General features: G+C 41.7%; 22 protein-coding genes. 7 read left to right on the forward strand and 15 right to left on the reverse strand.

Annotated features, from left to right (window positions below; genetic code table 11):
• Positions 1–137: 137 nt before the first annotated feature.
• From ACE01R_RS11790 to acnD, 8 genes are all read right to left on the reverse strand, one after another.
• The gene (locus tag ACE01R_RS11790; protein WP_395551459.1) at positions 138–359 is read right to left on the reverse strand and encodes a hypothetical protein; all 222 of its coding nucleotides are present in this window, start codon (positions 357–359) and stop codon (positions 138–140) included.
• A 268-nt stretch (positions 360–627) separates the two neighbouring features.
• Positions 628–834 carry a hypothetical protein gene (locus ACE01R_RS11795; RefSeq protein ID WP_395551393.1) on the reverse strand — a complete coding sequence of 69 codons (207 nt, stop codon included), beginning with the start codon at positions 832–834 and terminating at the stop codon, positions 628–630.
• A gap of 191 nt (positions 835–1,025) precedes the next feature.
• Positions 1,026–1,604, reverse strand: a complete 579-nt coding sequence (locus ACE01R_RS11800; RefSeq protein WP_395551394.1) for a DUF4126 domain-containing protein — start codon at positions 1,602–1,604, stop codon at positions 1,026–1,028.
• 111 nt (positions 1,605–1,715) lie between these two features.
• Positions 1,716–2,315: a hypothetical protein gene (locus tag ACE01R_RS11805; RefSeq protein WP_395551395.1), complete on the reverse strand. Its 600-nt coding sequence runs from the start codon at positions 2,313–2,315 to the stop codon at positions 1,716–1,718.
• A 149-nt stretch (positions 2,316–2,464) separates the two neighbouring features.
• Complete coding sequence (locus ACE01R_RS11810) at positions 2,465–2,608, reverse strand: zinc ribbon-containing protein (RefSeq protein WP_395551396.1); 144 nt, start codon at positions 2,606–2,608, stop codon at positions 2,465–2,467.
• Between the two features lie 105 nt (positions 2,609–2,713).
• Positions 2,714–3,595 carry a hypothetical protein gene (locus ACE01R_RS11815; RefSeq protein ID WP_395551397.1) on the reverse strand — a complete coding sequence of 294 codons (882 nt, stop codon included), beginning with the start codon at positions 3,593–3,595 and terminating at the stop codon, positions 2,714–2,716.
• A 21-nt stretch (positions 3,596–3,616) separates the two neighbouring features.
• Positions 3,617–3,835 carry a hypothetical protein gene (locus tag ACE01R_RS11820; RefSeq protein ID WP_395551398.1) on the reverse strand — a complete coding sequence of 73 codons (219 nt, stop codon included), beginning with the start codon at positions 3,833–3,835 and terminating at the stop codon, positions 3,617–3,619.
• Positions 3,836–3,987: 152 nt separating this feature from the next.
• Positions 3,988–6,606, reverse strand: a complete 2,619-nt coding sequence (gene acnD, locus ACE01R_RS11825; RefSeq protein ID WP_395551399.1) for a Fe/S-dependent 2-methylisocitrate dehydratase AcnD — start codon at positions 6,604–6,606, stop codon at positions 3,988–3,990.
• Positions 6,607–7,133: 527 nt separating this feature from the next.
• On the opposite strand from acnD, the gene ACE01R_RS11830 reads away from it, so the two are divergent.
• Positions 7,134–9,269: a multicopper oxidase family protein gene (locus ACE01R_RS11830; RefSeq protein WP_395551400.1), complete on the forward strand. Its 2,136-nt coding sequence runs from the start codon at positions 7,134–7,136 to the stop codon at positions 9,267–9,269.
• Positions 9,270–9,391: 122 nt separating this feature from the next.
• Entirely contained in the window at positions 9,392–10,117 is a 726-nt protein-coding gene (locus ACE01R_RS11835; RefSeq protein WP_395551401.1) for a YgfZ/GcvT domain-containing protein, read from the forward strand.
• Between the two features lie 152 nt (positions 10,118–10,269).
• Here the strand turns inward: ACE01R_RS11835 and ACE01R_RS11840 are convergent, their stop codons facing one another.
• A complete protein-coding gene (locus ACE01R_RS11840; protein ID WP_395551402.1) occupies positions 10,270–10,515 on the reverse strand; it encodes a hypothetical protein in 246 nt (81 codons plus the stop codon).
• A 342-nt stretch (positions 10,516–10,857) separates the two neighbouring features.
• On the opposite strand from ACE01R_RS11840, the gene ACE01R_RS11845 reads away from it, so the two are divergent.
• Entirely contained in the window at positions 10,858–11,667 is an 810-nt protein-coding gene (locus tag ACE01R_RS11845) for a tetratricopeptide repeat protein (protein ID WP_395551403.1), read from the forward strand.
• A 68-nt stretch (positions 11,668–11,735) separates the two neighbouring features.
• Here the strand turns inward: ACE01R_RS11845 and ACE01R_RS11850 are convergent, their stop codons facing one another.
• The 4 genes from ACE01R_RS11850 to ACE01R_RS11865 form a co-directional block, all read right to left on the reverse strand.
• Positions 11,736–12,662: an AEC family transporter gene (locus tag ACE01R_RS11850; protein ID WP_395551404.1), complete on the reverse strand. Its 927-nt coding sequence runs from the start codon at positions 12,660–12,662 to the stop codon at positions 11,736–11,738.
• Between the two features lie 103 nt (positions 12,663–12,765).
• Complete coding sequence (locus tag ACE01R_RS11855; RefSeq protein ID WP_395551413.1) at positions 12,766–13,875, reverse strand: NADH:flavin oxidoreductase/NADH oxidase; 1,110 nt, start codon at positions 13,873–13,875, stop codon at positions 12,766–12,768.
• 16 nt (positions 13,876–13,891) lie between these two features.
• Positions 13,892–15,997, reverse strand: coding sequence for a TonB-dependent receptor domain-containing protein (locus ACE01R_RS11860; RefSeq protein WP_395551414.1), 2,106 nt, complete (start codon positions 15,995–15,997; stop codon positions 13,892–13,894).
• 26 nt (positions 15,998–16,023) lie between these two features.
• A complete protein-coding gene (locus tag ACE01R_RS11865) occupies positions 16,024–17,283 on the reverse strand; it encodes a carbohydrate porin (RefSeq protein WP_395551415.1) in 1,260 nt (419 codons plus the stop codon).
• 405 nt (positions 17,284–17,688) lie between these two features.
• Between ACE01R_RS11865 and mutM the strand changes: the two genes are divergently transcribed.
• Together mutM and ACE01R_RS11875 are read left to right on the forward strand one after the other, a co-directional pair.
• Positions 17,689–18,543, forward strand: a complete 855-nt coding sequence (mutM, locus tag ACE01R_RS11870) for a bifunctional DNA-formamidopyrimidine glycosylase/DNA-(apurinic or apyrimidinic site) lyase (protein ID WP_395551416.1) — start codon at positions 17,689–17,691, stop codon at positions 18,541–18,543.
• Entirely contained in the window at positions 18,540–18,821 is a 282-nt protein-coding gene (locus tag ACE01R_RS11875) for a peptidylprolyl isomerase (protein ID WP_180044018.1), read from the forward strand. Before mutM ends, ACE01R_RS11875 begins: the two co-directional genes overlap by 4 nt.
• Positions 18,822–18,964: 143 nt before the next feature.
• Here ACE01R_RS11875 and mscL read toward each other — a convergent pair whose 3' ends face one another.
• Both mscL and typA read right to left on the reverse strand, forming a co-directional pair.
• On the reverse strand, positions 18,965–19,402 hold the full coding sequence (mscL, locus tag ACE01R_RS11880) for a large conductance mechanosensitive channel protein MscL (RefSeq protein ID WP_395551417.1): 438 nt from the start codon (positions 19,400–19,402) through the stop codon (positions 18,965–18,967).
• A 208-nt stretch (positions 19,403–19,610) separates the two neighbouring features.
• Positions 19,611–21,443 (reverse strand): translational GTPase TypA, encoded by a 1,833-nt coding sequence (gene typA, locus ACE01R_RS11885; protein ID WP_395551418.1) that lies wholly within the window; start codon positions 21,441–21,443, stop codon positions 19,611–19,613.
• Positions 21,444–21,616: 173 nt separating this feature from the next.
• Here typA and ACE01R_RS11890 point away from each other — a divergent pair, with 173 nt between their 5' ends.
• Both ACE01R_RS11890 and ACE01R_RS11895 read left to right on the forward strand, forming a co-directional pair.
• A complete protein-coding gene (locus ACE01R_RS11890) occupies positions 21,617–22,987 on the forward strand; it encodes a uracil-xanthine permease family protein (protein ID WP_395551419.1) in 1,371 nt (456 codons plus the stop codon).
• Positions 22,988–23,052: 65 nt separating this feature from the next.
• Complete coding sequence (locus ACE01R_RS11895) at positions 23,053–24,078, forward strand: methyltransferase (RefSeq protein WP_395551420.1); 1,026 nt, start codon at positions 23,053–23,055, stop codon at positions 24,076–24,078.
• Positions 24,079–24,086 lie beyond the last annotated feature (8 nt).

Below are 24,086 nucleotides of genomic sequence, written 5' to 3' on the forward strand. Positions count from 1 at the left end.
TCATTTTAAAGTAATAACATACGCCAATTTAAAGATGAGTGTGCCCTACCCTATATGCCTATAGCAGCTAAACTATTATTTTTTAATTCAAAAACAAAGTCTTATTGAAAAACAAAAGCTGAAAATCTAGTGTCAGTTTATCGAACATAAAGTTGCTTAACATTGTGATTGATATAGGCATTTAAGCCATCGCCATATTGAGCCAGCTGTTTCATGTTTTCGATATGCTGATAGCCGGCACTGGCATAACTATAAGTATAAATTTTTGATTTTTTCTTAAATTGAACACGAATAAATTCCTTGCCAATTTCATAGTTGGCAACACCAGAGTCGTGGTTTAGATCAAGATAATGTTGCAATTGAACCATCCTAAACACGCTGAGCCTCGTATTTTAGATGGGGTTGTATTGAATAATTTTCAAACAGAACTCCATGATCAGCCTAGAGGAATAGGGAGATATGAATCCTCAGACTTGAGATTAAATCGGATTTAAAATCCCTATATTTCTAATATTCATTAAAAACTTCATTCTTGATTAAAATGTTAATCTTCAACGGCCAGATCAATAAGCAACCCAATAAAAAAACTCCACCAATCTGGCAGAGTTTTTACAGTTTAGCTTTGAGTTATTCCGTACAGCACTTACTGCAACCTTCCACCTTTTCTGTCGGCCAATTCATTCTTGCGCGTTTATAAGCCAGCTCGAAATTTGTAAAATAGCCAATCAAAATCTGGTCATCGCTTTTTGGCAGGTCTTCGCAGCCCAGTGTGGCATTATGGATGTAATGTATACCTTTAGCTGCAGGTTGTTCATCTACAATAAATTTGATCATTGATAGTTCCCCGAATAATTTTTATAAAGTTGAACCATTAATAAATCCATATAAAAGTTATGGATTTAATTCCATAATATAATTATGCCTTTATTGAGTAAAAATCAACCATTTTTTAAAACAAATTTTAGCGATTCATTTTTAAAAATATTTTCAAAAAATTACGTGAGGAACATCCAGGGAAGAAAAATTTATAAAGGAGAACGGCCTATATTATTTTGTTTCTTTAAACGTAGCCAACGCAGTACCCAAACCAATGCAATCAAGCCAACTATTACTACCAATACAGGAACAACGAACGACAAAATAGACAATACCAAAGCGCCTATCCATTCCCCTGTAGAAACTACAGGATTGGCTATTCCACCCGTAGTTGCAGTAGAAACCCCACGAACCGCCACCGTACTTAATTGAACTGCACTTGCTGTACCGCCACCAACAATAATCGCTGCCGCCCAACTGGCAAACTGTGACATTTCCCCGCTGCTGACAGCCATAGTCGCTAGCGTTCCTGCAATCATGGCGGCAGGCGTAGACACCGTGTCTAAGGCATTATCGATCCAAGGAATGTAATAGGCAGCAATTTCACAGACTGTTGCTACTGCAAGTCCGGCACATACGGCTGGCATAGCCAACCATTCAAAGCCTTTCATTGGTTCAAACCAGCCCATTAGGGAGGCAATACTCATCACCAGCAAAGGCACAAATACGCGAAAACCGCAGGCAGCACTTAGGCCCACACCGATACATAAACCAAGTATTGTTTCCATGCGCATATCCTTTTTTGGGTTGAATATATGGGGGTGCTTTAAAATGAAGGTAACAAAAGCCCTATGGATGAATAGGGCTTTTGTTAACTCATTAATGATCAATATAAAACACTAAACGATTTGCTCAACTTCAATTATATCTTTATTTGTCCAATCCCTAGGATGAGGCACAACAGCTAAAAAAACGTTTGCCTTTCCATCATCCATTAGTTTTTTAATTGTATCGGTTACCCAACTCTTCATGACGCTTTTATCACTATTGCTCATAATGAAGAGCTTATTTTCAGCTGCTCCTAGCGCAAGCTTATTTATATCTAATAGAAGTGGTCTAGATGTACCTGTTTGAAATTCACTTTCTACAAGCCATTTTGCATTCCTGATAGCTTTAAATTTAGCTTTCTTATGCGCTGATTCGAATTCAATCATCTGCGCGATTACAATATCAAATAAAAATTCGTTTAGACCAAATATTTTGCGATCTTCAAGATTCGCATTGTTGCGATAAAAAGCACAAAATTCTGGATCATTTGTCTTATTGGATTCTTTCGTAAGCTGTAATAACTGTGCAGCTAAATGTGCAATCCATTGTTTACTTCGGTCATTATGTTTTTTGCGTTCAATCATTTCAAGCTGACAGCTTTCCTCTGAATTGCATTGTTGTTTTGCATTTTTAAAAGCTATTTGTAAAATTCGTTCAAGATCTTTTATCATTCTTACAGACTATGAAATTATTATTGAAAACCAATATACCATTGAAATAATAAAACTTTATTTTTTAAATATTACTATAGATACAAAAAAGCCCTATGGAGTTATAGGGCTTATGTTCAAACAGAGGATAACTGTTTTATAGGTGCTGCTTAGGCAATTTTGTTGTTAAATTGATTGCCAAGGCATTTGGTACACGGTGGTAAACGATCAGTACCAATTTCTAAGTAGACGCGATGTCCGCATTGAACACAAAAATAGAAGCCTGTTCCGGGTTTAGAGCCAGCAGTAACCATCTTTGTTCTCCATGTGTTTTAGAAATGGTGCATCCAGTATAACCCTCTTGTGATGAATGTCTATTGGTCATTTCGACAAATGATGATGTCGTTTGGGCGAAGAAATTATCGCCGGTTATGTTCTGTTCTGATCGCAATATCAGGTATTGAATCTGCAGGGCTAATAACAGTCTGTATTTTCGCCCTATCCCCCAATCTTTTATTTAGCATATATGTAAATGATTTACCTGATTTTTTAGCTTCCATGTGTATTTCATAGAGTTCTTCTCCTGAAATTGGATTATCACTCATATCTACTATAGTAGAGAAATGATACGTTGCATCTTCTTCATTTTCTGAAGGAGATGCTAATTCAATAACTTTATCAGGATCTACACTCACTGCATCTTGCATACCAGAACCTGCAACTCCAAAATTTTGAACTACTCTAGAATTATCTCTTAATTTCAAAAGTTCTAGGTCTTCTTTTGAAAAGGGTACATGGAATTCATTAAAATTTATGAAGGGTCTTCCATCAATCCTCATCTGAAAATGGTAGTGTGGATATTCAATGTGTTTACCTTTATGCCCCTCAGCATCATTCTCTGAGCAATCAAATGTCCACTCTATATTTTTCCACCATATTGTCGATGATAGGATTTTTCGTTCTTTTTTTTCACTTTCAAGATCATTAATATTTGATAATAACTTTTCCTCATTTGCACACCATCTTAAAAAAGCAGCAATATTATGATAACCAAATTTTGTATAAATTAACTTAAAATCATTTTTCTTAAATTTACCTCGACGTAATAACCAGTGTAGACATGGCTGCTCTTTACTAATAGTTTTAAAGTCTTTACCACATAGATAACATTGTTCTTTCTTATAACCATCCTTAAAAGCAGCCACTTGGTGTATATGTTCTTCATGTTGTTTTTTATTGATTTCATCAATTTCAGTTGCTGTTAAATTATTAATCCAAGTCTCAAAGTTCCGCTTATTCATTATTCTTCTCTTATAGTAGAATTAATCATATTTAAATTTAACATTCAGATTAATATATGAATTTAACCCATCTCCTGATCTAGCTAAAATTTTCATCCTATCTACGTGAAACTTCCCAGCCTTCCTATAACTGTATTGATAAATTTTAGCCGTTCCTCTAAATTTCACCCTAATATGATTATCATCAATTTCGTAATGCGTCACGTTAGAATCATTATTAATATCTTTATAAATTTCCAAAAATCCCCCTTAATTAAATAAAAAACGCCCCAATTCACATTAGAGCGTTTTTTAAACAATATCAACAACTTTAATCCACCCCAACCCTCCTTTTAAAAAGGAGGGAGTTCCCCTCTTTTTCAAAGAGGGGCTAGGGGAGATTTTAAAAAAGATTAAGCCACATTCCCTTCCAAGAAGTCCTGTGCAAAGCGTTGCAATACACCACCCGCTTCATACACAGACACTTCTTCTTCGGTATCTAAACGGCAAGTTACAGGCACTTCTATAATCTGTTCTTTACCATCATCCGTTGAACGTTCAATCACCAAGGTCAGCGTCGAACGTGGTGCGATGTTACCAATCACGCTATACAGCTCAGTACCATCCAACTTTAAGGTTTTACGGTCTGTGCCCGGCTTAAACTCAAGCGGTAACACGCCCATACCCACAAGGTTAGTACGGTGAATACGCTCAAAACCTTCTGCAACAATCGCTTCAACACCAGCTAAACGCACACCTTTGGCAGCCCAGTCGCGGCTAGAACCCTGACCATAGTCTTTACCGGCAATGATAATTAACGGCTGTTTACGGTTCATGTAGGTTTCAATCGCTTCCCACATACGCATCACTTCGCCTTCCGGCTCCACACGCGCTTTCGAACCCTGCTTGATAGTACCATCAGCACGCACCACCATTTCATTAAACAGTTTCGGGTTGGCAAGTGTTGCACGCTGCGCAGTCAAATGGTCTCCGCGGTGAGTTGCGTATGAGTTAAAGTCTTCCTCAGGCAAGCCCATTTTGTGCAGATATTCACCCGCAGCCGAATCCATAATAATCGCATTTGATGGCGACAAATGGTCGGTAGTGATGTTATCCGGCAAGATTGCCAGTGGACGCATATTGGCCAATGTGCGCGGTGCAGCCAAAGCCCCTTCCCAATATGGCGGACGGCGGATATACGTACTTTGCGGACGCCAGTCATACAATGGACTTGCCGCTTTTTCACGCTCGCCCAAATCAAACATCGGGATATAGACTTTCTTAAACTGCTCTGGTTTTACCGCAACTTTTACCAGCGCATCAATTTCTTCATCTGAAGGCCAGATATCTTTCAGGTAAATCGGGTTGCCGTCTTTGTCCGTGCCTAGAGCATCTTTTTCGATGTCAAAACGGATGGTACCAGCAATGGCATAAGCAATGACTAATGGCGGAGAAGCCAAGAAGGCCTGTTTTGCATATGGATGGATACGACCATCGAAGTTACGGTTACCTGAAAGTACCGCAGTTGCATACAGGTCACGGTCGATAATTTCCTGCTGGATTTTTGGATCAAGCGCGCCTGACATGCCGTTACAGGTGGTACATGCATAAGCGACAATACCAAAGCCCAGTTTTTCCAGATCGTGCAATACGCCTGCTTCTTCCAAATATAAAGCCGCTGCTTTAGAACCCGGTGCAAAAGACGATTTCACCCAAGGCTTGCGGGTTAAACCCAGCTCATTGGCTTTACGTGCCAACAAACCTGCCGCTACGGTGTTACGCGGGTTAGAAGTATTGGTACAAGAGGTAATCGCCGCGATAATCACCGCACCATCTGGCATTAAGCCTTCTGCTTCTTGCGCGCGAGCGGCTTCTAAATTGCCTGCAATGCCTTTTTCTTTTAAGTCAGCAGTCGATACACGTGCATGCGGATTCGATGGCCCGGCAATGTTACGCGTCACAGTCGATAAATCGAAACGCAGTACACGTGGATATTCCGCCTGTGTCATGTCTGATGCCCAAAGACCAATTTCTTTGGCATATTGTTCAACCAGTTTCACCTGGTCTGCTTCACGACCTGTCAGCGTCAAATAATCAATGGTGTTCTGGTCAATGTAGAACATCGCCGCAGTTGCGCCATATTCTGGCGTCATGTTAGAGATGGTCGCGCGATCACCCACTGACATGCTGTCCGCACCTTCACCGAAGAATTCTAAATATGCACCCACGACACGTTCTTTACGCAAGAACTCAGTCAATGCCAACACGATATCGGTTGCAGTAATGCCCGGCTTGCGTTGACCTACAAGTTCTACACCAATGATGTCCGGCAGACGCATCCATGAAGCACGGCCCAGCATCACGTTTTCAGCTTCAAGACCACCGACACCGACAGAAATCACCCCTAAAGCATCGGTATGTGGGGTGTGTGAATCTGTACCCACACAAGTATCAGGGAATGCTACACCTTCACGTTTTTGAATCACCGGAGACATTTTTTCCAGGTTGATCTGGTGCATGATGCCGTTACCCGCAGGAATCACATCGACATTTTCAAACGCTGTTTTGGTCCATTCAATAAAATGGAAACGGTCTTCATTACGACGGTCTTCCACCGCGCGGTTTTTCTCAAATGCATCTGGATCGAAACCGCCATATTCCACGGCCAATGAGTGGTCCACGATGAGCTGGGTTGGCACAACCGGATTGACTTTAGACGGGTCACCGCCTTGGTCGGCAATCGCATCACGCAAGCCTGCAAGGTCAACCAGTGCAGTTTGCCCCAGGATGTCATGACACACCACACGTGCCGGATACCAAGGGAAATCATGATCTTGCTTACGTTCAATCAGCTGACGTAAAGACTGTTCCAGAATGGCAGGATCACAACGGCGTACCAGCTGCTCGGCAAGTACTTTTGAAGTATAGGGAAGTTTTGCATATGCACCTGGCTGAATATCTTCTACGGCTTGGCGTACGTCATAATATTCGAGCTGGGTACCCTGCAGTGGTTTACGGTAGTTGTTGTTCATAGCTTACCTGCCTCTTGAATCATTTTTTCTTTACTACGTAATTGTTGTTGCGAGTTACAATCGGTTCAACGGCATAGTACACCGCCGAAAAGCCATTTCCCAAATCTTTTATATTTCATATATTTATGTATAAAAACAGGTGTTTTAGAAACATATTGTTACATAACTTTTGGGATATTTGCTCTAATCGTGCTTTTTTTGGAAAAATAGCGGGAAATAGGCCTCATTCTTTAGTATTAGATGTGCCTAAGCGAATAAAAAACAACCTCGTACTGTTCGATTTATGTTGAAGTTACGGTATCTCTTCATCACTCAATAAATTAAGCTTTTCTAAATAATCATTTCTAAATAATTAAGCATTACAAATTACATAAACCTTACATCTAAATGCTTATATTTAATAAATATTTTGTAAACACCTTCTATTTTAGCCCTTTAGATTCTCATATAATCAAGCCTTTCTTAAAAATTTAAATGTTGTTCGATAAAAAATTCCATTACAAAAAAAAGAATGAAGGTGAAATAAAATGTTACAAATAGCCATTATTGGAGTCATAGCAGCGGTGTTAGCGCTATGGATACAAGGTTGGAATGACAATAACAATCCTTCCAACCCATCGCATCCCTCTAACCCGTCACATCCATCAGACCCATCGCATCCATCCAACCCATCACATCCATCTCACCCTAATCCCGAAGCATCTGATTCAGTGATTAGCAACCCACCCTTATTACAAAAAAATGCCAAGGGCAAACACGAACTTGTTGTTACTTATAAACTCAATAAGCTCTATAACCCCAATACGAAAGTATGGAATCCAGTTCTCTTGCGAGGCTATTTAACCAACCCCAGCTTATTGAATAAAAAACAAGAGGGTGATTACGTTAACGATCTCTTGGTGGGACCACAAATTCGTATCAAACAAGGTGAAACTCTGAATCTGAACGTAAATAACCAGCTTCCAGTCGAATCGGAAGAAACCTGTCCTCATCATGTAGAGAATATCAACAACCCAAATTGCTTCAATACCACCAACATTCATACGCATGGGTTCTGGGTCACCCCTCAAGGCAACGGTGATAATGTCTTCCTAAGAATTGCCCCACAAGAAAAATTTGATTATCAGTATAAAATTGAAAAAAACCATCCTGCTGGAACCTTTTGGTATCATGCTCACGTGCACGGCTCAACAGCGATTCAAGTTTCCAGCGGTATGGCTGGTCCACTCATTGTTGAAGGTTCAAGAGTGCCAAAATATAAACAAGGCAAAATCACCGAAACTGGAGATATGGATATTCTGTGGAAAGATAAAGCCAAAAACAGCAATTCGAATGAAAAAATCCTGTTATTTCAACAAATTCAATACAGATGCAACGATTCAGACGGTACCCTTACCAATCCCGATAATTGTGTAGGGATAGGGATACTGGAAGATTATGTTAATTCCGGTCTAAATTCTCCGGCCACGTGGGGAGCGGATAAATATCACACCTCCATCAATGGCAAAGTTTTAGGAGAGATGAAAGTAGTGCAGAATGAATTTAATCGTTGGCGCATGATTCATGGCGGTGTTCGAGATACCATCGGTTTAATGATTAAAGAACTTCCTGACTCTAAAAACTATACTGCCGAACAAACCATTCAGGCCTGTTCATCTTATCAAGAAAAAAACCAGAAAGAAGCGTTTGATCGCCTGAAAAGTTTACAGGTCAACACCATTGCTCAAGATGGTTTAACCATGAATCATGTACAAACCCGAACACTTTCTGTATTCCATCCAGGTTATCGTCAAGATGCCATGGTCGCCTTCCCGACCAGCAATAAATACTGTATTTATGACACAGTGTTAAATGTGGATGACCAAATCAATTCAGCATTACCAGACCAAATCCAGCCACAACTCGCACCGAATAACCCTTTAAACGCACAACTGATCGGATGGGTTAATGTCAAAGCCAGCAAGCAGTCAGCACAAACAGCAGCCCAGTTCCTGCAAGCACAGGCGAAAAAAATTGGTTTAAACAAAGAGATTCAAGCTCAGCTCTCACAACTGAATCTTTCAGCATTTGCGGATCATGCCTCACTGATGACCCCGGAAATCGATCAAGAGGTTGCGGCAAGACCAACTCAATTTAATTCATTTATTATCAGTGGCTTTGGCTCCCCTGGAGGCCCTAAATTTGGCTTCAGTCATGATATAAGCAACCCAACCAGGTCTCTTAGTTTTGGAGATCTGTTTGAAGGTCCGGGATCTATTAATGGCCATTATGTGCGTCAATTACAAGTTGGAGCAACAGATGAGTGGGAACTCAGAAGTATAGTCGGCGGGCATCCATTCCATATTCACGTCAACCCGTTCCAAATTGTCAAAATTTTAGATCCTGATGGTGTTGATGTCAGTGTTGCCGATAATGAGGTCAAAGATGAAACAGGTGGCGTGGTTGATGCCCAGTACCGTGGTTTAAAAGGTGTATTCAAAGACACTATCTTTGTGAAACCGGGCGGCTATCGTATCATCCTTAGATCACACTATAAAAAGTTTGAAGGTGATTTTGTTCAGCACTGCCATATTCTGGATCATGAAGATCAAGGTATGATGGAATTTGTCCGCATCTGTGGTGACAAGTTTGACTGTAATACTCCACCACCAGCACATCACTGACCTAAAGTACCCTCTTTAATCTTGCAAGCCCATAGCAATATGGGCTTTTTGTTTGCCTATCTGTCTTGCTTGCTGCAAAATATCTGCATTAATAATTTGTGAAATATAACCAGAGGCTGGTCATGGCAACGTCTACTGCTTTTACGCTATTCACTTTAAATGGTGTAGATGCGCAAAAATTCCTTCAAGGTCAGGTCACTTTAAATACTGAAGCTTTGGCAGAAAACCTGACTCGCTATACCGCGATCTGTAGTTTAAAAGGACGTATCCTGTTTGGCTTATGGCTGAAAAAAATCAATCCGGAAAGTTTCGAAATTGTGGTCACTGCCGATCAGGCCGAAGAATTCGCCAAACACATTAAAAAGTTTGGTGCTTTTTCGAAAATGAAACTGGAACAAGTCGGTCAAGTTTATCCTACCCTCAATGGCGCTAGCACTGACTTTTCCGCAAACGAAACCGATATCGCAGCTTGGCAGCTTCAAGCGATTGAAGCAGGTCAGGCCTGGATTGAAGCGAATACTTCCCAAGAATTCCAGCCGCAAGAACTGCGTTTGCATCAACGTGAAGGCGTACATTACGACAAGGGCTGTTATTTGGGTCAGGAAATTATTGCGCGTCTGTGGTTCAAGGCAAAACCAAAACACTGGTTGCATCTGGTTCAAGGTACAGGCGATGCCCCTGCTGCTGCAACCCAATTGAACAATGATGTTGAAGTGGTCAATAGTATTGCTGTGGATGGTGGCTATAAGGCATTGGTTGTGGCAAAACCTGCTGCGCTGGAAGAGTTGGGATTAAAAGTTCTAGCTTTGCCTGAAGCATTAAATGGTGACGTGGCACGTCCACAATAAATATTGAAACTTTAGTTATTTAAGCTTTAGATATTTGCTCATCATAAAGCCTCCATATTTGGAGGCTTTTATGCATTTAAAGTAATGCTGAACGGATTGAAATACTTAAACGGTGCATATCTACCAATTTGACTGGCCAGATCCGTCCAAGATTAAAAGCTATGAAACAGCTTGTTCATGTCTTTGCAAACATATTCTTTAAATGAATAATCACGCGCATGCTTGGCATCAAATTTTGCTTCAAGCTCACCTTTTTTAAAGATATAGACACGGTCATCTTTACTGACCAAATATTCAGCTCCCAGTTTCATCAGCAAAGCGTCAATTTTATCTTCTTCAGGAATATTGCTGTCCAGATTGACCCGATCATAGGCGCGTTTAATGGCTTTGATGAACATGCTTAGACTCACAAATAAATTCAGCCGCGATTTAAACAAAGATTGGCTTAAAAACAAAGTGCCGTTTCGCTACTGCATATTTTTATCTGTCTGTGCTTGATGGTTTTAAATTTTAAACTACAAAACCATTTATGCTCACATCACTTAAGGCTACTTTAATATTTTTAGTACCAAATTTATCCAGTAGTGATTATGTAAATATCTATGAAATCTTATTGCAATGCACAAATCATGTATTTACATTCACATAAATAAACTTATGATGTTGTATGAAGTGTTCCACATCCATTTTCAAACACATAAATGGAATTATGTGCATGTTTATAAAAGGTTTTTAAAAATATGAAAAAAATTATACTTGCGAGCCTTATCGCTTTGTCTTCAAATTTCGCGATGGCTGAAATGGCAACCAATTCGATTGATCCAGCATTTGCCAAAATAGAAACACTGGTCAAAGCCAACAATATGAAAGGTGCTTATCAGGAACTGGATAAATTAGCCCAAACAGGTAATGCACAGGCAATTTATAATTTGGCCTACCTGACCCAAACCGGTCAAGGAACCACCAAGGATGAGAAAAAAGCCATCAAGCTGTATCAAGAGTCGGCTAACAAAGGCTATCCGGTGGCCAATTATGTATTAGGTAAAAACTACATGACTGGTACTTTAGGTCTTTCCCAAGACACTAAAAAGGCCAAACAGTATTTAGAAAAAGCGTCTAAGCAAGGTTTTGATGATGCCAGTGTAGATTTAGCAGTGTTGTTGTTTTCTGAAGGCACACCAGCATCAGATAAACTGGCTTTGCAAAAATTAGATCCGCTGATCAAAAAAGGCAATTATCAGGCCATTCATGCCAAAGCTTTGTATGACATCAGTCTGGGTTTTAAAAACAAAAATGAAGCGCCAATTAAGCAAGGCTTAAAGAGCATTCAGGATCTGGCACAAAAAGGCTATATTCCTGCTTTAATGGCTGTGGGTAACATGTTTGCAAACGGTAAAATCGTTCCGCAAAACCTGCCTGAAGCGAAAAAGATTTTTGAGGCTTTAGCCAAAGAAAATATTCTGCAAGCGAAAGAATCTTTAGCTGTGGTGGATAAAATGATTGCTGAACAAGCCAAAAACCCGTCTAAAGCTGCTGAAAAGAAAAGCTAAAGCTTGAATATTAAAAAGGCCCCATCATCGGGGCTTTTTTGCGCTTAAGATGGCCAATATTTAAAACATCAAGCCCACCAAAGCGTAATTAAAACGCTGATCACCACAAAGCCCAAAATGGTACTCATCAACAAAGGGGTTAAAGTTTTTTCATTTAAACCATATGCTTGACCCAACATGCCAAAAATGGTCGGCATCGGTAAGGCTGCAATGATAGTTCCAGCATAGACCATTTCCTGACTGACATCGGTCAAATAAGTTAAGCCTAAAAACATCAGCAACGGCATGATCAGGTTACTGGAAATCACCAGATAAAAACTTTGTGTATTCACATATTTCAAGGTCAAGCCAACAATCCCGCCACCAATAGAAAACAGCGCCAAAGGTGAAGCGGTTTGCCCTAATAGCAACAAGACCTGATCCAGCTGTTTAGGAATGTGAATCTGGAAGATGGCACAGGCAATCCCCAGCATGACCCCCATAAACAAGGGATTTTTCAACAAAGTGACGAGTGTGCTCTGGATAATTTGGGAAAAATTGGCTTTTTGTGACGTTCCCAGTTCCGCCAAAATCAGTACAACTGGAATAAGCAGTACACTTTCAATGATCACCACCAAAGAGGTATAAGTCATCGCCTTTTGCCCCATCAGTAAGGACAATACTGCAGTACCAATCAATCCGGTATTCGACATTGCCGCACCCAGCGACAGAACCGCAGACTGCGAACGGTTATTTTTAAAATAATGGGAAACAATAAAAAATGCCGCAGCATATAAAATAAAAGTCACGCCGCTATAGACAAAAAAGTATTCGGGATACCAGATTTCATGCAAATCTTTTGCAGCCAAAGACTGGAAAAATAAAGCAGGTAGCGCAATTTTAATGACAAAAGCCCCAACAGCATTAACCTGTTCTTTGGTGAGTAGCTGGAATTTTACGGACAGATAACCTAAGGCCAAGAGGAAAAAGATAGGCACGATGACCGTAAAAACCATATTGAAATTATCCTTTGACTAAAAACCATCAAGCTAAAAAACCAAACTTGAAAGACCAAATTTGGTATCTGTTTTAAAGTTGATGGCTGAGAATGACGATTAATTAAAATGCAGTAAACAGCGCTTTTAATCCATGCGGCTGACAACGCAAATATTGCGGTGCGATTTGGATATTTTCACCCAATTCTGCTGCAGCATGCCATGGCCAACGAGGGTCGTACAGCATAGCACGGGCAAGGCCTATCGCATCTGCCTGCTCATAATGCAAAATTCCTTCGGCCTGCATCGCTTCGGTAATTAAACCCACAGCAATCACAGGAATGCTGACTACCTGCTTAACAGCATGGGCAAACGGAACCTGATAATTGGCTTCCAGATGGATATTCTGATCTTTATGTAAGCCACCACTCGACACATGAATATATGCCGCGCCGAGTTGTTCTAAAGCTTTGGACAGACCGATTGAAGACTCGATATCCCAGCTGTATTGTCCCTCCATCCAGTCCGTTGCAGAAATACGCACACCGATTGGATAACCTTCTGGTACTGCATTTTTCATGGCCTGTAACACTTCCAGCGTTAAGCGAATGCGGTTCTCGAAACTGCCACCATATTCGTCCTGACGTTGATTCGATAACGGCGACATAAATTGATGTAGCAGATAACCGTGGGCTGCATGTACTTCGATTAAATCAAAACCGGCATCCACGGCACGCTTGGCCGCTTCTGCAAAGTCTTGAATCACTGTCAGTATCTCATCCTGCGTCAATGCATGCGGTGCATGGTCTGCCGGATTAAACGGAATATCGCTTGCTGAAACGGTCTGCCAGCCCTGGGCATGATCAGGTGCCAGCTGCCCACGACCCGCCCAGGGTTTATCGGTAGAGGCTTTACGCCCGGCATGCGCCAGCTGAATCGCCATCGGCATTGGAGAGAGACTTTTTACCTTATTGAGCAAGCTCTTCATCTGATCACGCTGCGTATCATTCCACAGTCCCAAATCGGCATAACTGATCCGCCCTTCAGCTTGCACTGCTGTTGCTTCAACAATACATAAACCTGCACCGGACAAGGCATAGTTGGCCCATTGCTGCTCATGCCAGTACGTCACTTCTCCTTGTTCCGTTGCCGAATACTGGCACATTGGAGCAATCACAATTCTATTGCTCAGTTTTAATGAACCAAACTGAACTGGTTGAAATAATAACGCCACGCTTAGCTTCCCCTTATTAGAATACTTTACTCACAGTTAATCCTGCACTCCAGTTCAAACCATCCGCTGGTTCAAAGAAGCGCCCATTACCATCATTTACAATTACTGAGCCTACATAGTTTTTATCAAACAGATTATCTATCCGGGCAAAAGTCCGGACTTTCCAGTCGGCCTGTTTCCACACATAACCTGCATTGGCCGAAACGACGCTATAGCTTGGTGCAGCATCGCTATTTGCATCATCTACATAGACTTTATCCATATAGCGGACATCGACACCTGCATTAAAGCCGGTTTCCGGCTGCCAGCCTAAAGAAGCAAAAGCCTGATGTTTGCCGATGCCAGGAATCTTGCTGCCTTTCTGCACAGTACTGTCTGGAATCGCTGTGTCAAATGTAGCATCAATATAGCTGTAGCTGGCTTGCGCGCTTAAATCACGCCATAGATTTTTGTTCCAGGACAGCTCTAGCCCTTCACGCAAAGTTTTATCGGCATTTTTATAGGTCGCACGACCATCCACTGTTCCCGCAGAAACAATATCGTTTTGTGTTTTGCTTTGGAATACTGCTGCGGTGAAATTGCCCCACACATTTTGCGCTTTAACCCCCAGCTCATAATTATCACTGCTGGCAGGGCGTAGATTAAAATTCATGCCATCATTTGCAGAATAGGCCATTTCGGTAAAGGTCGGTGTTTCGAAACCTTTGGCATAGCTCACATACGCATTTAGATCAGAGCGAATCTCCCAGCTTAAAGCCGCTGAAGGCAGGACTTTGTCATAGTCGGTCTTGCCGCTATCGTCCCCATTGCCTGTGACAATATAGTGATCTTTGGACTCATAATGCACATTGCTATAACGCAGCCCCGCATCCAATGTCCAGCGTGGCACGAAATCCCAGGAAGCCTGCAAATAAGGGTCCAGATTCCACAGGATATTCTGTTCATCACGGCGTAGATTACCTTTTACGCCAAACTGCCCATTGGCATTAAAGTTTTCATACCCCTGACGGTCTTCATCCATATAGTCAAAGGCCAGACCCGCCGTTAGACGTGTATTTGGGAGCAAATCTTTGCCTGTCCAACGCAAATCTGTACCATAATAATCACGGCTAAAATCAATCACGCCGCCGGCATGACGCGGGTTATTTTGCGGTGCCCGAGGAATCGATTGATACTGGGTCACTTCACGGTGTCCCAGATAGGCCATGGCATACAGTTCATGCTGATCATTGACGGGTTTTGACCAGGTCAGACCGGTCTGGGTTTGATTAATCTCTTTACGCACATCGTATTGATTGGAAGCATCATTGACCTGTCTGGGATTGGCTTTCCACTGCTGACGGCTTAGGCCCTGCGGATCATCCGCGTTAATATCGACATGGTTCACAATCCAGTTGAGCTTGGAACCGTCATCCAGGTCCCAAATCAGTTTGGCATTACTCAAAACTTTTCGGGCAGCGCTATGGTCTCGATAACCATTAGTATCAAAGTAGGATGAGCTGACCACATAACTCGGTTCGCTGGCCTGATCTGCACCACCTTGCAACACCACATCGGCACGGCTTTTATGCTGACTGCCAGCTGAATAACCCAGTTCAATGGAATCTTTACCTTCGCCCTGTTTGGTCGTAGTCAAAATTGTACCGCCAGAGGAATTGCCATACAGGGCTGAAAATGGTCCACCCAGCACTTCAATATGATCCAGACTGCTTAAATCGATATTTGAAGTCTGGCCCTGCCCATCCGGCATGGTTGCTGGAATACCATCAACATATAAGCGGATACCACGCACACCAAAAGTTGAACGTGCGCCAAAACCGCGCATGGAAATCTGTAAATCCTGGGCGTAATTTTCGCGGTTATTCAGCTGTAAGCCCGGTACGCCTTTTAAAGTTTCAGAAAGATTTACACCGAGATTATTCGTATTGTTATTTTGTTCAATTCGATACACAGAAGCCGGTGTTTGCAACCAGTCAGTATCGGTACGTGTCGCTTCTATTTTCAGGGTAGGAAGCAAAACAGGTTCCGTAGAACCTGTTTCAGCATACAGGTTTTGGCAGATACATGCCGTTAAGCAAAGCAAACTCGTATGGAAGGACATCATAAGCTTTTTACTTTGCATGGGTCAGTACCTGCTTTTTTTTAAAGTTAGAACACTATTTTTGTTCCTAAACCCAACACAAATGCATCATCCACATTGTTGGTTGAACCGGGATTGATCACGTATTGCAAGTTTGGACGAATCATCAGCCATTTGGTTGGATTGTAGCTGTAGTTCAATTCCACATTATATTCCGCACTGGCATTAAATACAGGGTTTGTTACACGATCGTTCACATGTATACGGTTCACCGCCAGACCTAAAATATCATTCGGATGTGAATCAAACAGGCCGATATATTTCACACCCAGTTGTTGTGAATTATCCACCTTAGTGGTGGTACGGTCATGCCAGGTAAAGTTGGCAAAGCTATGCAAACCTTGCCGGCCACTGCCTGTAGAAGTTAATTGCTGTTCTACAGCCAACCAGCCACCATAGGTACGGTTTTTAGCATCAATTGTATTGGCAATATCTTTTTGATTCTTGGCATCATCTGCCGTGTTATAGATCCCACCGACACGGTAACTCCCCGGTAAGCCATTCACAAATGATTTAGGCTGCCATACCATTTCTACCGGAATGGTTACACCATCGGCATTGTCGGTATCCAGATTCCAGCCGTGACGTTCCAAAGCATTTTCAGGGTTGTATTCATAAACACCAACTTGGGTAAACACTTCAGGCGTTACCTGATATTTCACAAGGCCACCCCATTGTGAAACAGGCGTGTTCATCCACATGCTGCCTTGCCATTTGCCCATTTGCGCTGCACAAAATGCGGTGCTTTGAAAATCGCACGCCATCATGTTAAAGTCCATCCCCAGACCTAAACGACCGACTTTGACGCTCACGCCTTGCTCTTTAAAGTTCTTTTCAATCGACAGTTCACTTAAACGTGTCTTTTGATTACCACGACCATAGTTCGCTTGCACATTGGCCAACTGTGGGGCTGAACGATCCTGTAAATCATCCACAGTGGTACTTTGACCTTGACGCGCGCTCATTGCAGCACGAATCGTCACACCTTCCCAACCTGCCAGTTTTTCCATATCCAAGGTTGAACCTAACCAGAATTGGCTCGCTACAGTCGGCGCATTGCCCTCATCACGTCCACCATTGGCTAAATAGGCTGCATCAGCAGCAATATTGGCGTCAAATTTCACCCCTTTCCCAGCCAGTTCGGTACGCTTACCGTTCCAGTCCCCCAGCAAATACTGACCATTTGGGTCAAATGCTTCAGCGGCTTGAGTTTGGGTCATGGCAGCCAACATCAATGCAGGCAATAGAGCTAGACTAAATTTTTTCATGAGAGAACCAGAATATGGGAAGTTTTTAGGTAAAAATCAATTCATTAAATTGATATTATTACGTGAAAATTACCTAATTTACCCCTAGGGATGTCAGCCTTTTTTTTATTACCAATAAAATAAAAAGTTATAAATTAATATAAATGAATAACTATTAGTTTAATTAAAATTAAATATTTCATTATTTTTCAATTTATTAGACAAATTAGTTGCAAATAAAAATTAATTATTCTTAAAATTCAGTCTGAGCTAAAATTAGACCAATTGATATATTTTTACCCTATTTATAAAATTTAAACTGCTGAAATAAAAGCATCGTTTGATGCATGACAATGCCAAAGCAACACTTGTATTCCCTGACAGATAACCCGATATTAGCTCTATCTATACATTCCTGAACCCAACATGCCCGAATTACCTGAAGTCGAAACGACGAAAACAAGCTTGCTCTCCCTTTTAGAACAAACCGTGCTGAATGTTGAAGTTCGTCAATCCAGTTTGCGTTGGCCCATTCCGGACGACATTCAAAAACTCAGAGGTCAAAAATTACGGAAGCTTACACGTCGTTCCAAATATATTTTGGCTGAATTTGAACATGACAGCATGCTTTGGCATTTGGGAATGTCGGGTAGTTTCCGCTTGTGTGATCACTACACGGAATTGCGTAAGCATGATCATCTGATCATTCAATTTGAAGATATTGAACTCAGATATCACGACCCTCGCCGTTTTGGCTGTATTTTATGGCTGGATCAAAACTCGCAAAGCAAACTAATCGACACTTTAGGTCCAGAGCCTTTAAGCGAGGCATTTAATGCCGAATATCTGTTTCAGAAATTCAAAAAGAAAAATGTCGCTGCCAAAGTTGCCATTATGGACAACCATATTGTGGTAGGTGTAGGTAATATTTATGCTACTGAAAGCCTGTTCAACCTGGGCATTCACCCTGCTCAACCCGCTTCCAGTCTGAGTTTTCAGCAAATTGAACAATTGGTGGTAGAGGTCAAACGTATTTTAAAACAGGCTATTGATCTCGGTGGCTCGACCTTACGTGACTATAGCAATGCCATGGGTGAAAATGGCTATTTCCAGCAAACCCTGCTGGCCTATGGCCGTGCCGGTGAAATGTGTGTCAATTGCGAAACCACTTTGGAAAATTTAAAGCTCGGACAGCGTGCATCGGTGTTTTGTCCAGAGTGTCAGCCCTTAAAAAAAGTTAAAATAGCCCCTCAGAAAGCCATTAAAGGAAGCAAAGCATGAAATCTGCCATCGTTCGACATATCTTGGTCAAGGACAAAGTGCTTGCTGAACAGCTAAAAAAGAAAATTAAGGATGGGGCAGATTTTGCCAAAATTGCCAAACAGCATTCCACTTGCCCCTCGGGGAAAAAAGGCGGTGAACTTGGCGATATCAAAAAGGGTCAGTTAGTCGGCCCGATTGATAAAGCCGTATTTACTTTGCCTGAACGTGAACTACATGGCCCAATTAAAAGCCAGTTTGGCTGGCATTTACTGGAAATTAAGTTTCGGATGGATTAGTAGCCCTTTCGAGTTCCCTCTCCTTTTAGGAGGTGAGTAATATATTCCGCAAGGGGATCTAGCCCTCTCCTAAAAGGAGAGGGTATAAATAAGGAATAAAAAACGGCGCATTCAGCACCGTTTTTTTTATTTCAGAAAAGAAATTACAGTTGTGGGCGTTTTTTCAATTCATCACGAATTTCACGCAGCAATTCGATATCGGCCGGAGTGGTTGGTGTTTCCTCTACCGGTCCTTCCTGTTTACGCAAACGGTTCATGAATTTAACCAACAGGAATACGACCCAGGCCAAGATGAGGAAGTTAATTAAAATCGTTAAAAAGTTCCCGTAAGTCAGTACGTTCACACCCGCTTTCTGTAATTCATCTAAAGATTGCAAATTATTCGGGTTAGCACCTAATACAAAGAATTTCTGGGTAAAATCTACGCCGCCGCCAGTAATGACGGAAATTAAAGGCATAATAATGTCTTTAACCAATGAATCAATGATTTTACCAAAAGCGCCACCAATGATGACACCAATTGCTAAATCCATCATATTGCCTTTAATGGCAAATTCTTTAAATTCTTGAATAATACTCATATCTTCTCTCCAGTTTATCTTTAAAGCATTCTTTATTAATATATTTTGAGAACTGTATGATGCGGTAATGCATTTATAACAGGTCATAATTCCCTGTAATTTACTTGGAATTTAACATGTTGAACATATTGATTTTCTAATTATAAACAAAAAAAAATGCTATCACTGACGTGATAGCATTTTTTCAATTCTTAATTTAATTAAATAATTAAGAACGGTTACGTTTACGTTCGTTTTCAGTTAACCAACGCTTACGAATACGGATTGACTTAGGTGTTACTTCAACAAGCTCATCATCTTCAATGAATTCAAGCGCTTGTTCAAGCGTATATTCAATTGCAGGAACAAGAGTTAACGCATCATCAGTACCAGAAGCACGTACGTTAGTTAACTGTTTCGCTTTAGTTGGGTTAACAACCATATCGTCTGAACGAGAGTTAATACCCACGATCATACCTTCGTAAACTTCTAACTGAGGCTTAGCAAATAGACGACCACGGTCTTGCAAGCTGAACAATGCATAGCCCAGGCAAGTACCTTGAACCATAGAGATCAACACACCATTTTGACGTTTCGCAACAGTACCTTGTTTCATTGGACCGTAGTGAGAGAAGCTTGATGTCATGATCCCTGTACCAGAAGTCATGGTCAAGAACTCAGAACGGAAGCCAATCAAGCCACGTGAAGGAACAGTTGCTTCAATACGGATACGGCCTTTACCGTCAACTTCCATATTGGTCATTTCGCCTTTACGGTGACCCATTTGTTCCATTACAGCGCCTTGGTGCTGTTCTTCAACGTCAAAAGTTACGTTTTCATACGGTTCTTGCATTGCGCCATCAATCTCTTTCAAGATTACTTGCGGACGAGATACACCCATCTCGAAACCTTCACGGCGCATGTTTTCAATAAGAACTGAAAGGTGAAGTTCACCACGACCAGACACTTTGAAACGGTCAGGACTGTCAGTATCTTCAACACGAAGTGCTACGTTGTGAATCAATTCGCGGTCAAGACGTTCACGGATATTACGTGAAGTCACGAATTTACCTTCTTTACCAGCAAACGGTGAGTTGTTTACCTGGAACGTCATCGATACTGTAGGTTCATCTACAGACAATGGCGGTAAAGCTTCAACATTCTTAGGATCACAGATTGTGTCAGAGATATGAAGTTCATCAATACCCGTTACACAAACGATATCACCCGCTTGAGCAGACTCAACGTCAATACGTTCTAAACCGTGGTAACCCATGATTTTTAAGATACGACCGTTACGCGTCTTACCTTCTTTATCAATTACAGTTACAGGTGTGTTTAATTTTACTGAACCACGTTGGATACGACCAACACCGATTACACCTACGAAGCTGTTATAGTCCAAAGACGAAATTTGCATTTGGAATGGACCATCAACGTCAACTGCTGGTGGTTCAACGATGTCAACGATTGTTTGGAACAACGGAGTCATGTCTTCAGCAAGTTCTTCTGGAGAAGGACCAGCCACACCACGAAGACCAGAAGCATAAACAATTGGGAAGTCTAACTGTTCGTCAGTACCGCCTAAGTTATCAAACAAATCGAATACTTGGTCAATTACCCAATCAGGACGCGCGCTTGGCTTGTCCACTTTGTTAATAATTACGATTGGTTTCAAACCACGTGCGAACGCTTTTTGCGTTACGAAACGAGTTTGTGGCATTGGGCCTTCTTGTGAGTCAACAAGAAGAAGTACGCAGTCAACCATCGACATTACACGTTCAACTTCACCACCGAAGTCGGCGTGTCCCGGGGTGTCCACGATGTTGATACGGTATTCGGTATCAGTACGTTTATCTAACCATTTGATTGCAGTGTTTTTTGCAAGAATGGTAATACCACGTTCACTTTCAATAGCGCCTGAATCCATGACACGCTCGATCTCACCCGCGCGTTCACCCAAAGCACCTGATTGTTGTAAAAGTTTGTCGACTAGAGTCGTTTTACCATGGTCGACGTGCGCGATGATGGCAATATTACGGAGAGTTTTAATATCTGACATGTAAATTCGATACGCTTTAAATTTGAGGGCAAATTATACAGAAAAAAGTTAACTTTTAGTAGTGACAGTTTATTGACAGTTACAAGTTTTTTTGACTATTCATCCTTTTTTTGGTTTGTAAAGTCATGTAACTCGATTAGAATAACGCCAAATTGCTGCTGTACCTTTTTTACATGTCTGATTTAAAAAACTCTCCCGAACAACACGATCGTCTTGATTTGGTCTACGGATTAAACGATCGCCCTAAACCTTTTATCGCTTTCCTCGCTGCCCTGCAACATTTACTTGCGATTATTGTCCCGATTGTCACGCCCGGCCTCCTTATCTGTTTGGCTTTAGGTGTGTCAAAAGAAGACACCAATATGATTCTTTCCATGTCCTTGGTGATCTCGGGGATTGCAACCTTTTTACAATGCAAAAAAGTAGGCCCATTTGGTGCAGGCTTGCTGATTGTTCAAGGCACCAGCTTTAACTTTATTGGTCCTATTATCGGGATCGGTTCAGCCATGGTGGCTGCAGGCACGCCTGTAGAAGCAGTGATGGCGTCTATTTTTGGTGTGGTGATTGCGGGTTCATTTATTGAAATGGGCGTATCACGCATTCTGCCTTGGGTGAAAAAACTGATCACCCCACTGGTTACCGGTATTGTGGTTCTGCTGATTGGTTTAACCTTAATTAAGGAAGGTCTGATCAGTATGGGTGGCGGTTATCAGGCCATGGGCGATAAAACCTTTGCCAATGCCGATAACCTGATCATGTCATGTACGGTACTGGCGATTATTATTGTCTTGAACCGTATCCGTATTACCTGGATCAAGAGTTCAGCCATTCTGATTGCCCTGATTATTGGTTATGCCCTTGCCGGCTTTATGGGTCATCTTGATTTTTCAGGCTTAAAAGATGCGCCGATGGTTCAGATCCCAACACCAATGCATTTTGGATTAAGCTTCTCTTGGAGCCTGTTTATTCCAATGGCATTCATTTACCTGGTCACTTCTTTAGAAGCGATTGGTGATATCACCGCGACTTCGAAAATTTCCAACCAGCCAGTGGATGGTCCAGTATGGATGGAACGTATTAAAGGTGGTGTGCTTGTTAATGGTGCGAACTCTTTGCTCGCAGGCTTATTCAATACTTTCCCAAGTTCAGTGTTTGCACAAAACAATGGCGTGATTCAATTAACAGGTGTAGCCAGCCGTTATGTAGGTATCTGGATTGCAGCATTACTGGTAATTCTAGGCTTGCTGCCTGCAGTTGCTGGTGTGATTCAGGCTGTACCACAAGCTGTACTGGGTGGCGCGGTAATGGTGATGTTCGGCGCTGTGGCTGCTTCTGGTATTAATATTCTGTCAGGTATCCATCTTGACCGTCGTGCCTTGCTCATTATTGCGATTTCACTCGGCTTAGGTCTAGGTGTTGCACAAGTCCCACAAATTTTGGAACATCTTCCTGAATTATTCCGTAACATCTTTAGTTCAGGTGTGGCGACTGGCGGTATTGCCGCATTGCTCTTAAATATTATTCTTCCTGAATCGAAGAAATAATTTCATTTCAGCATCAACTCTGCCCAGCATTGTCTGGGCAGAGTTTTTCAATGGCGAGATAAAAAATGGATCCAAGAAGTGAAGTTGTCATTCGACAGCACGAATATCTTTCCGGACGTGTGCTTCTAGTCAATGCACCGACTGACGATTTGCTTTCCAATCTAGACCAAGACATCAGCCCTTGTTTGTGGACATGGAATTATAATGAATTTCAATATTTTCAGTCGCAACAGGCCAATGTCCATTTTGGCGTAGAGCTTCCTGAAAGTAATTTTGATCAGGCCATTATTTTTGTGCCGAAGTCTAAAGAACTTTTAAATTATGTCCTGCACAATGTGGTCAACCGCTTAGGTTTGGGAGCTTCAATTTTTCTGGTCGGTGAAAAGAAAGGCGGCGTTGAACGTGCTGCGAAACAGCTACAGCCTTATGGCAAAGCCATCAAACTGGATAGTGCTCGCCATTGTCAGCTCTGGCAAGTCAAGATTGAATCAACAGTTAAAGAAAAAGCGCTGGCAGATTGGGCACAACAGTATACGGTGGCAACACCTAAAGGTGATCTCACCATTTGTGCCCTGCCCGGCGTATTCAGTCAAAATCGCCTAGATGTCGGTACAGCGGTATTTTTACCGTTTTTATCACAAGTGACTTCAGGTAAAATTGCCGACTTTGGCTGTGGTGCCGGTATCATTAGTGCTTATCTGGCGAAACTGAATCCCAAGAACCGCATTTTTGCAATGGATGTCGATGCTTTTGCATTGGCCTCTACCCGCATGACTTTTGAAAAAAATAGCCTTTCTCCCGAACAGCTGGAAATTACCGCTGTGACGGGTATTGAAGATGCTCCACTTTTCTTGCATGCCATCGTCAGCAATCCGCCTTTCCATCAAGGTATTCAGACCAATTATGATGCCAGTGAAAACTTATGCAAAACTTCACGTCGTCATTTGAAATCCGGTGGTGAATTATGGATTGTGGCAAATCGCTTTTTAAATTATCCATTACTCATTGAACAAAGCTTTGGCAAATGTACAACCAAAGCAGATCAACAAGGCTTTAAAGTGCTGTTCGCTAGCACCGAAAAGAAATCTTAAGGAACAAC

Origin of the sequence: Acinetobacter sp. BSP-28 (assembly GCF_044130285.1) — a bacterium.
Taxonomy (GTDB): Bacteria; Pseudomonadota; Gammaproteobacteria; order Pseudomonadales; family Moraxellaceae; genus Acinetobacter.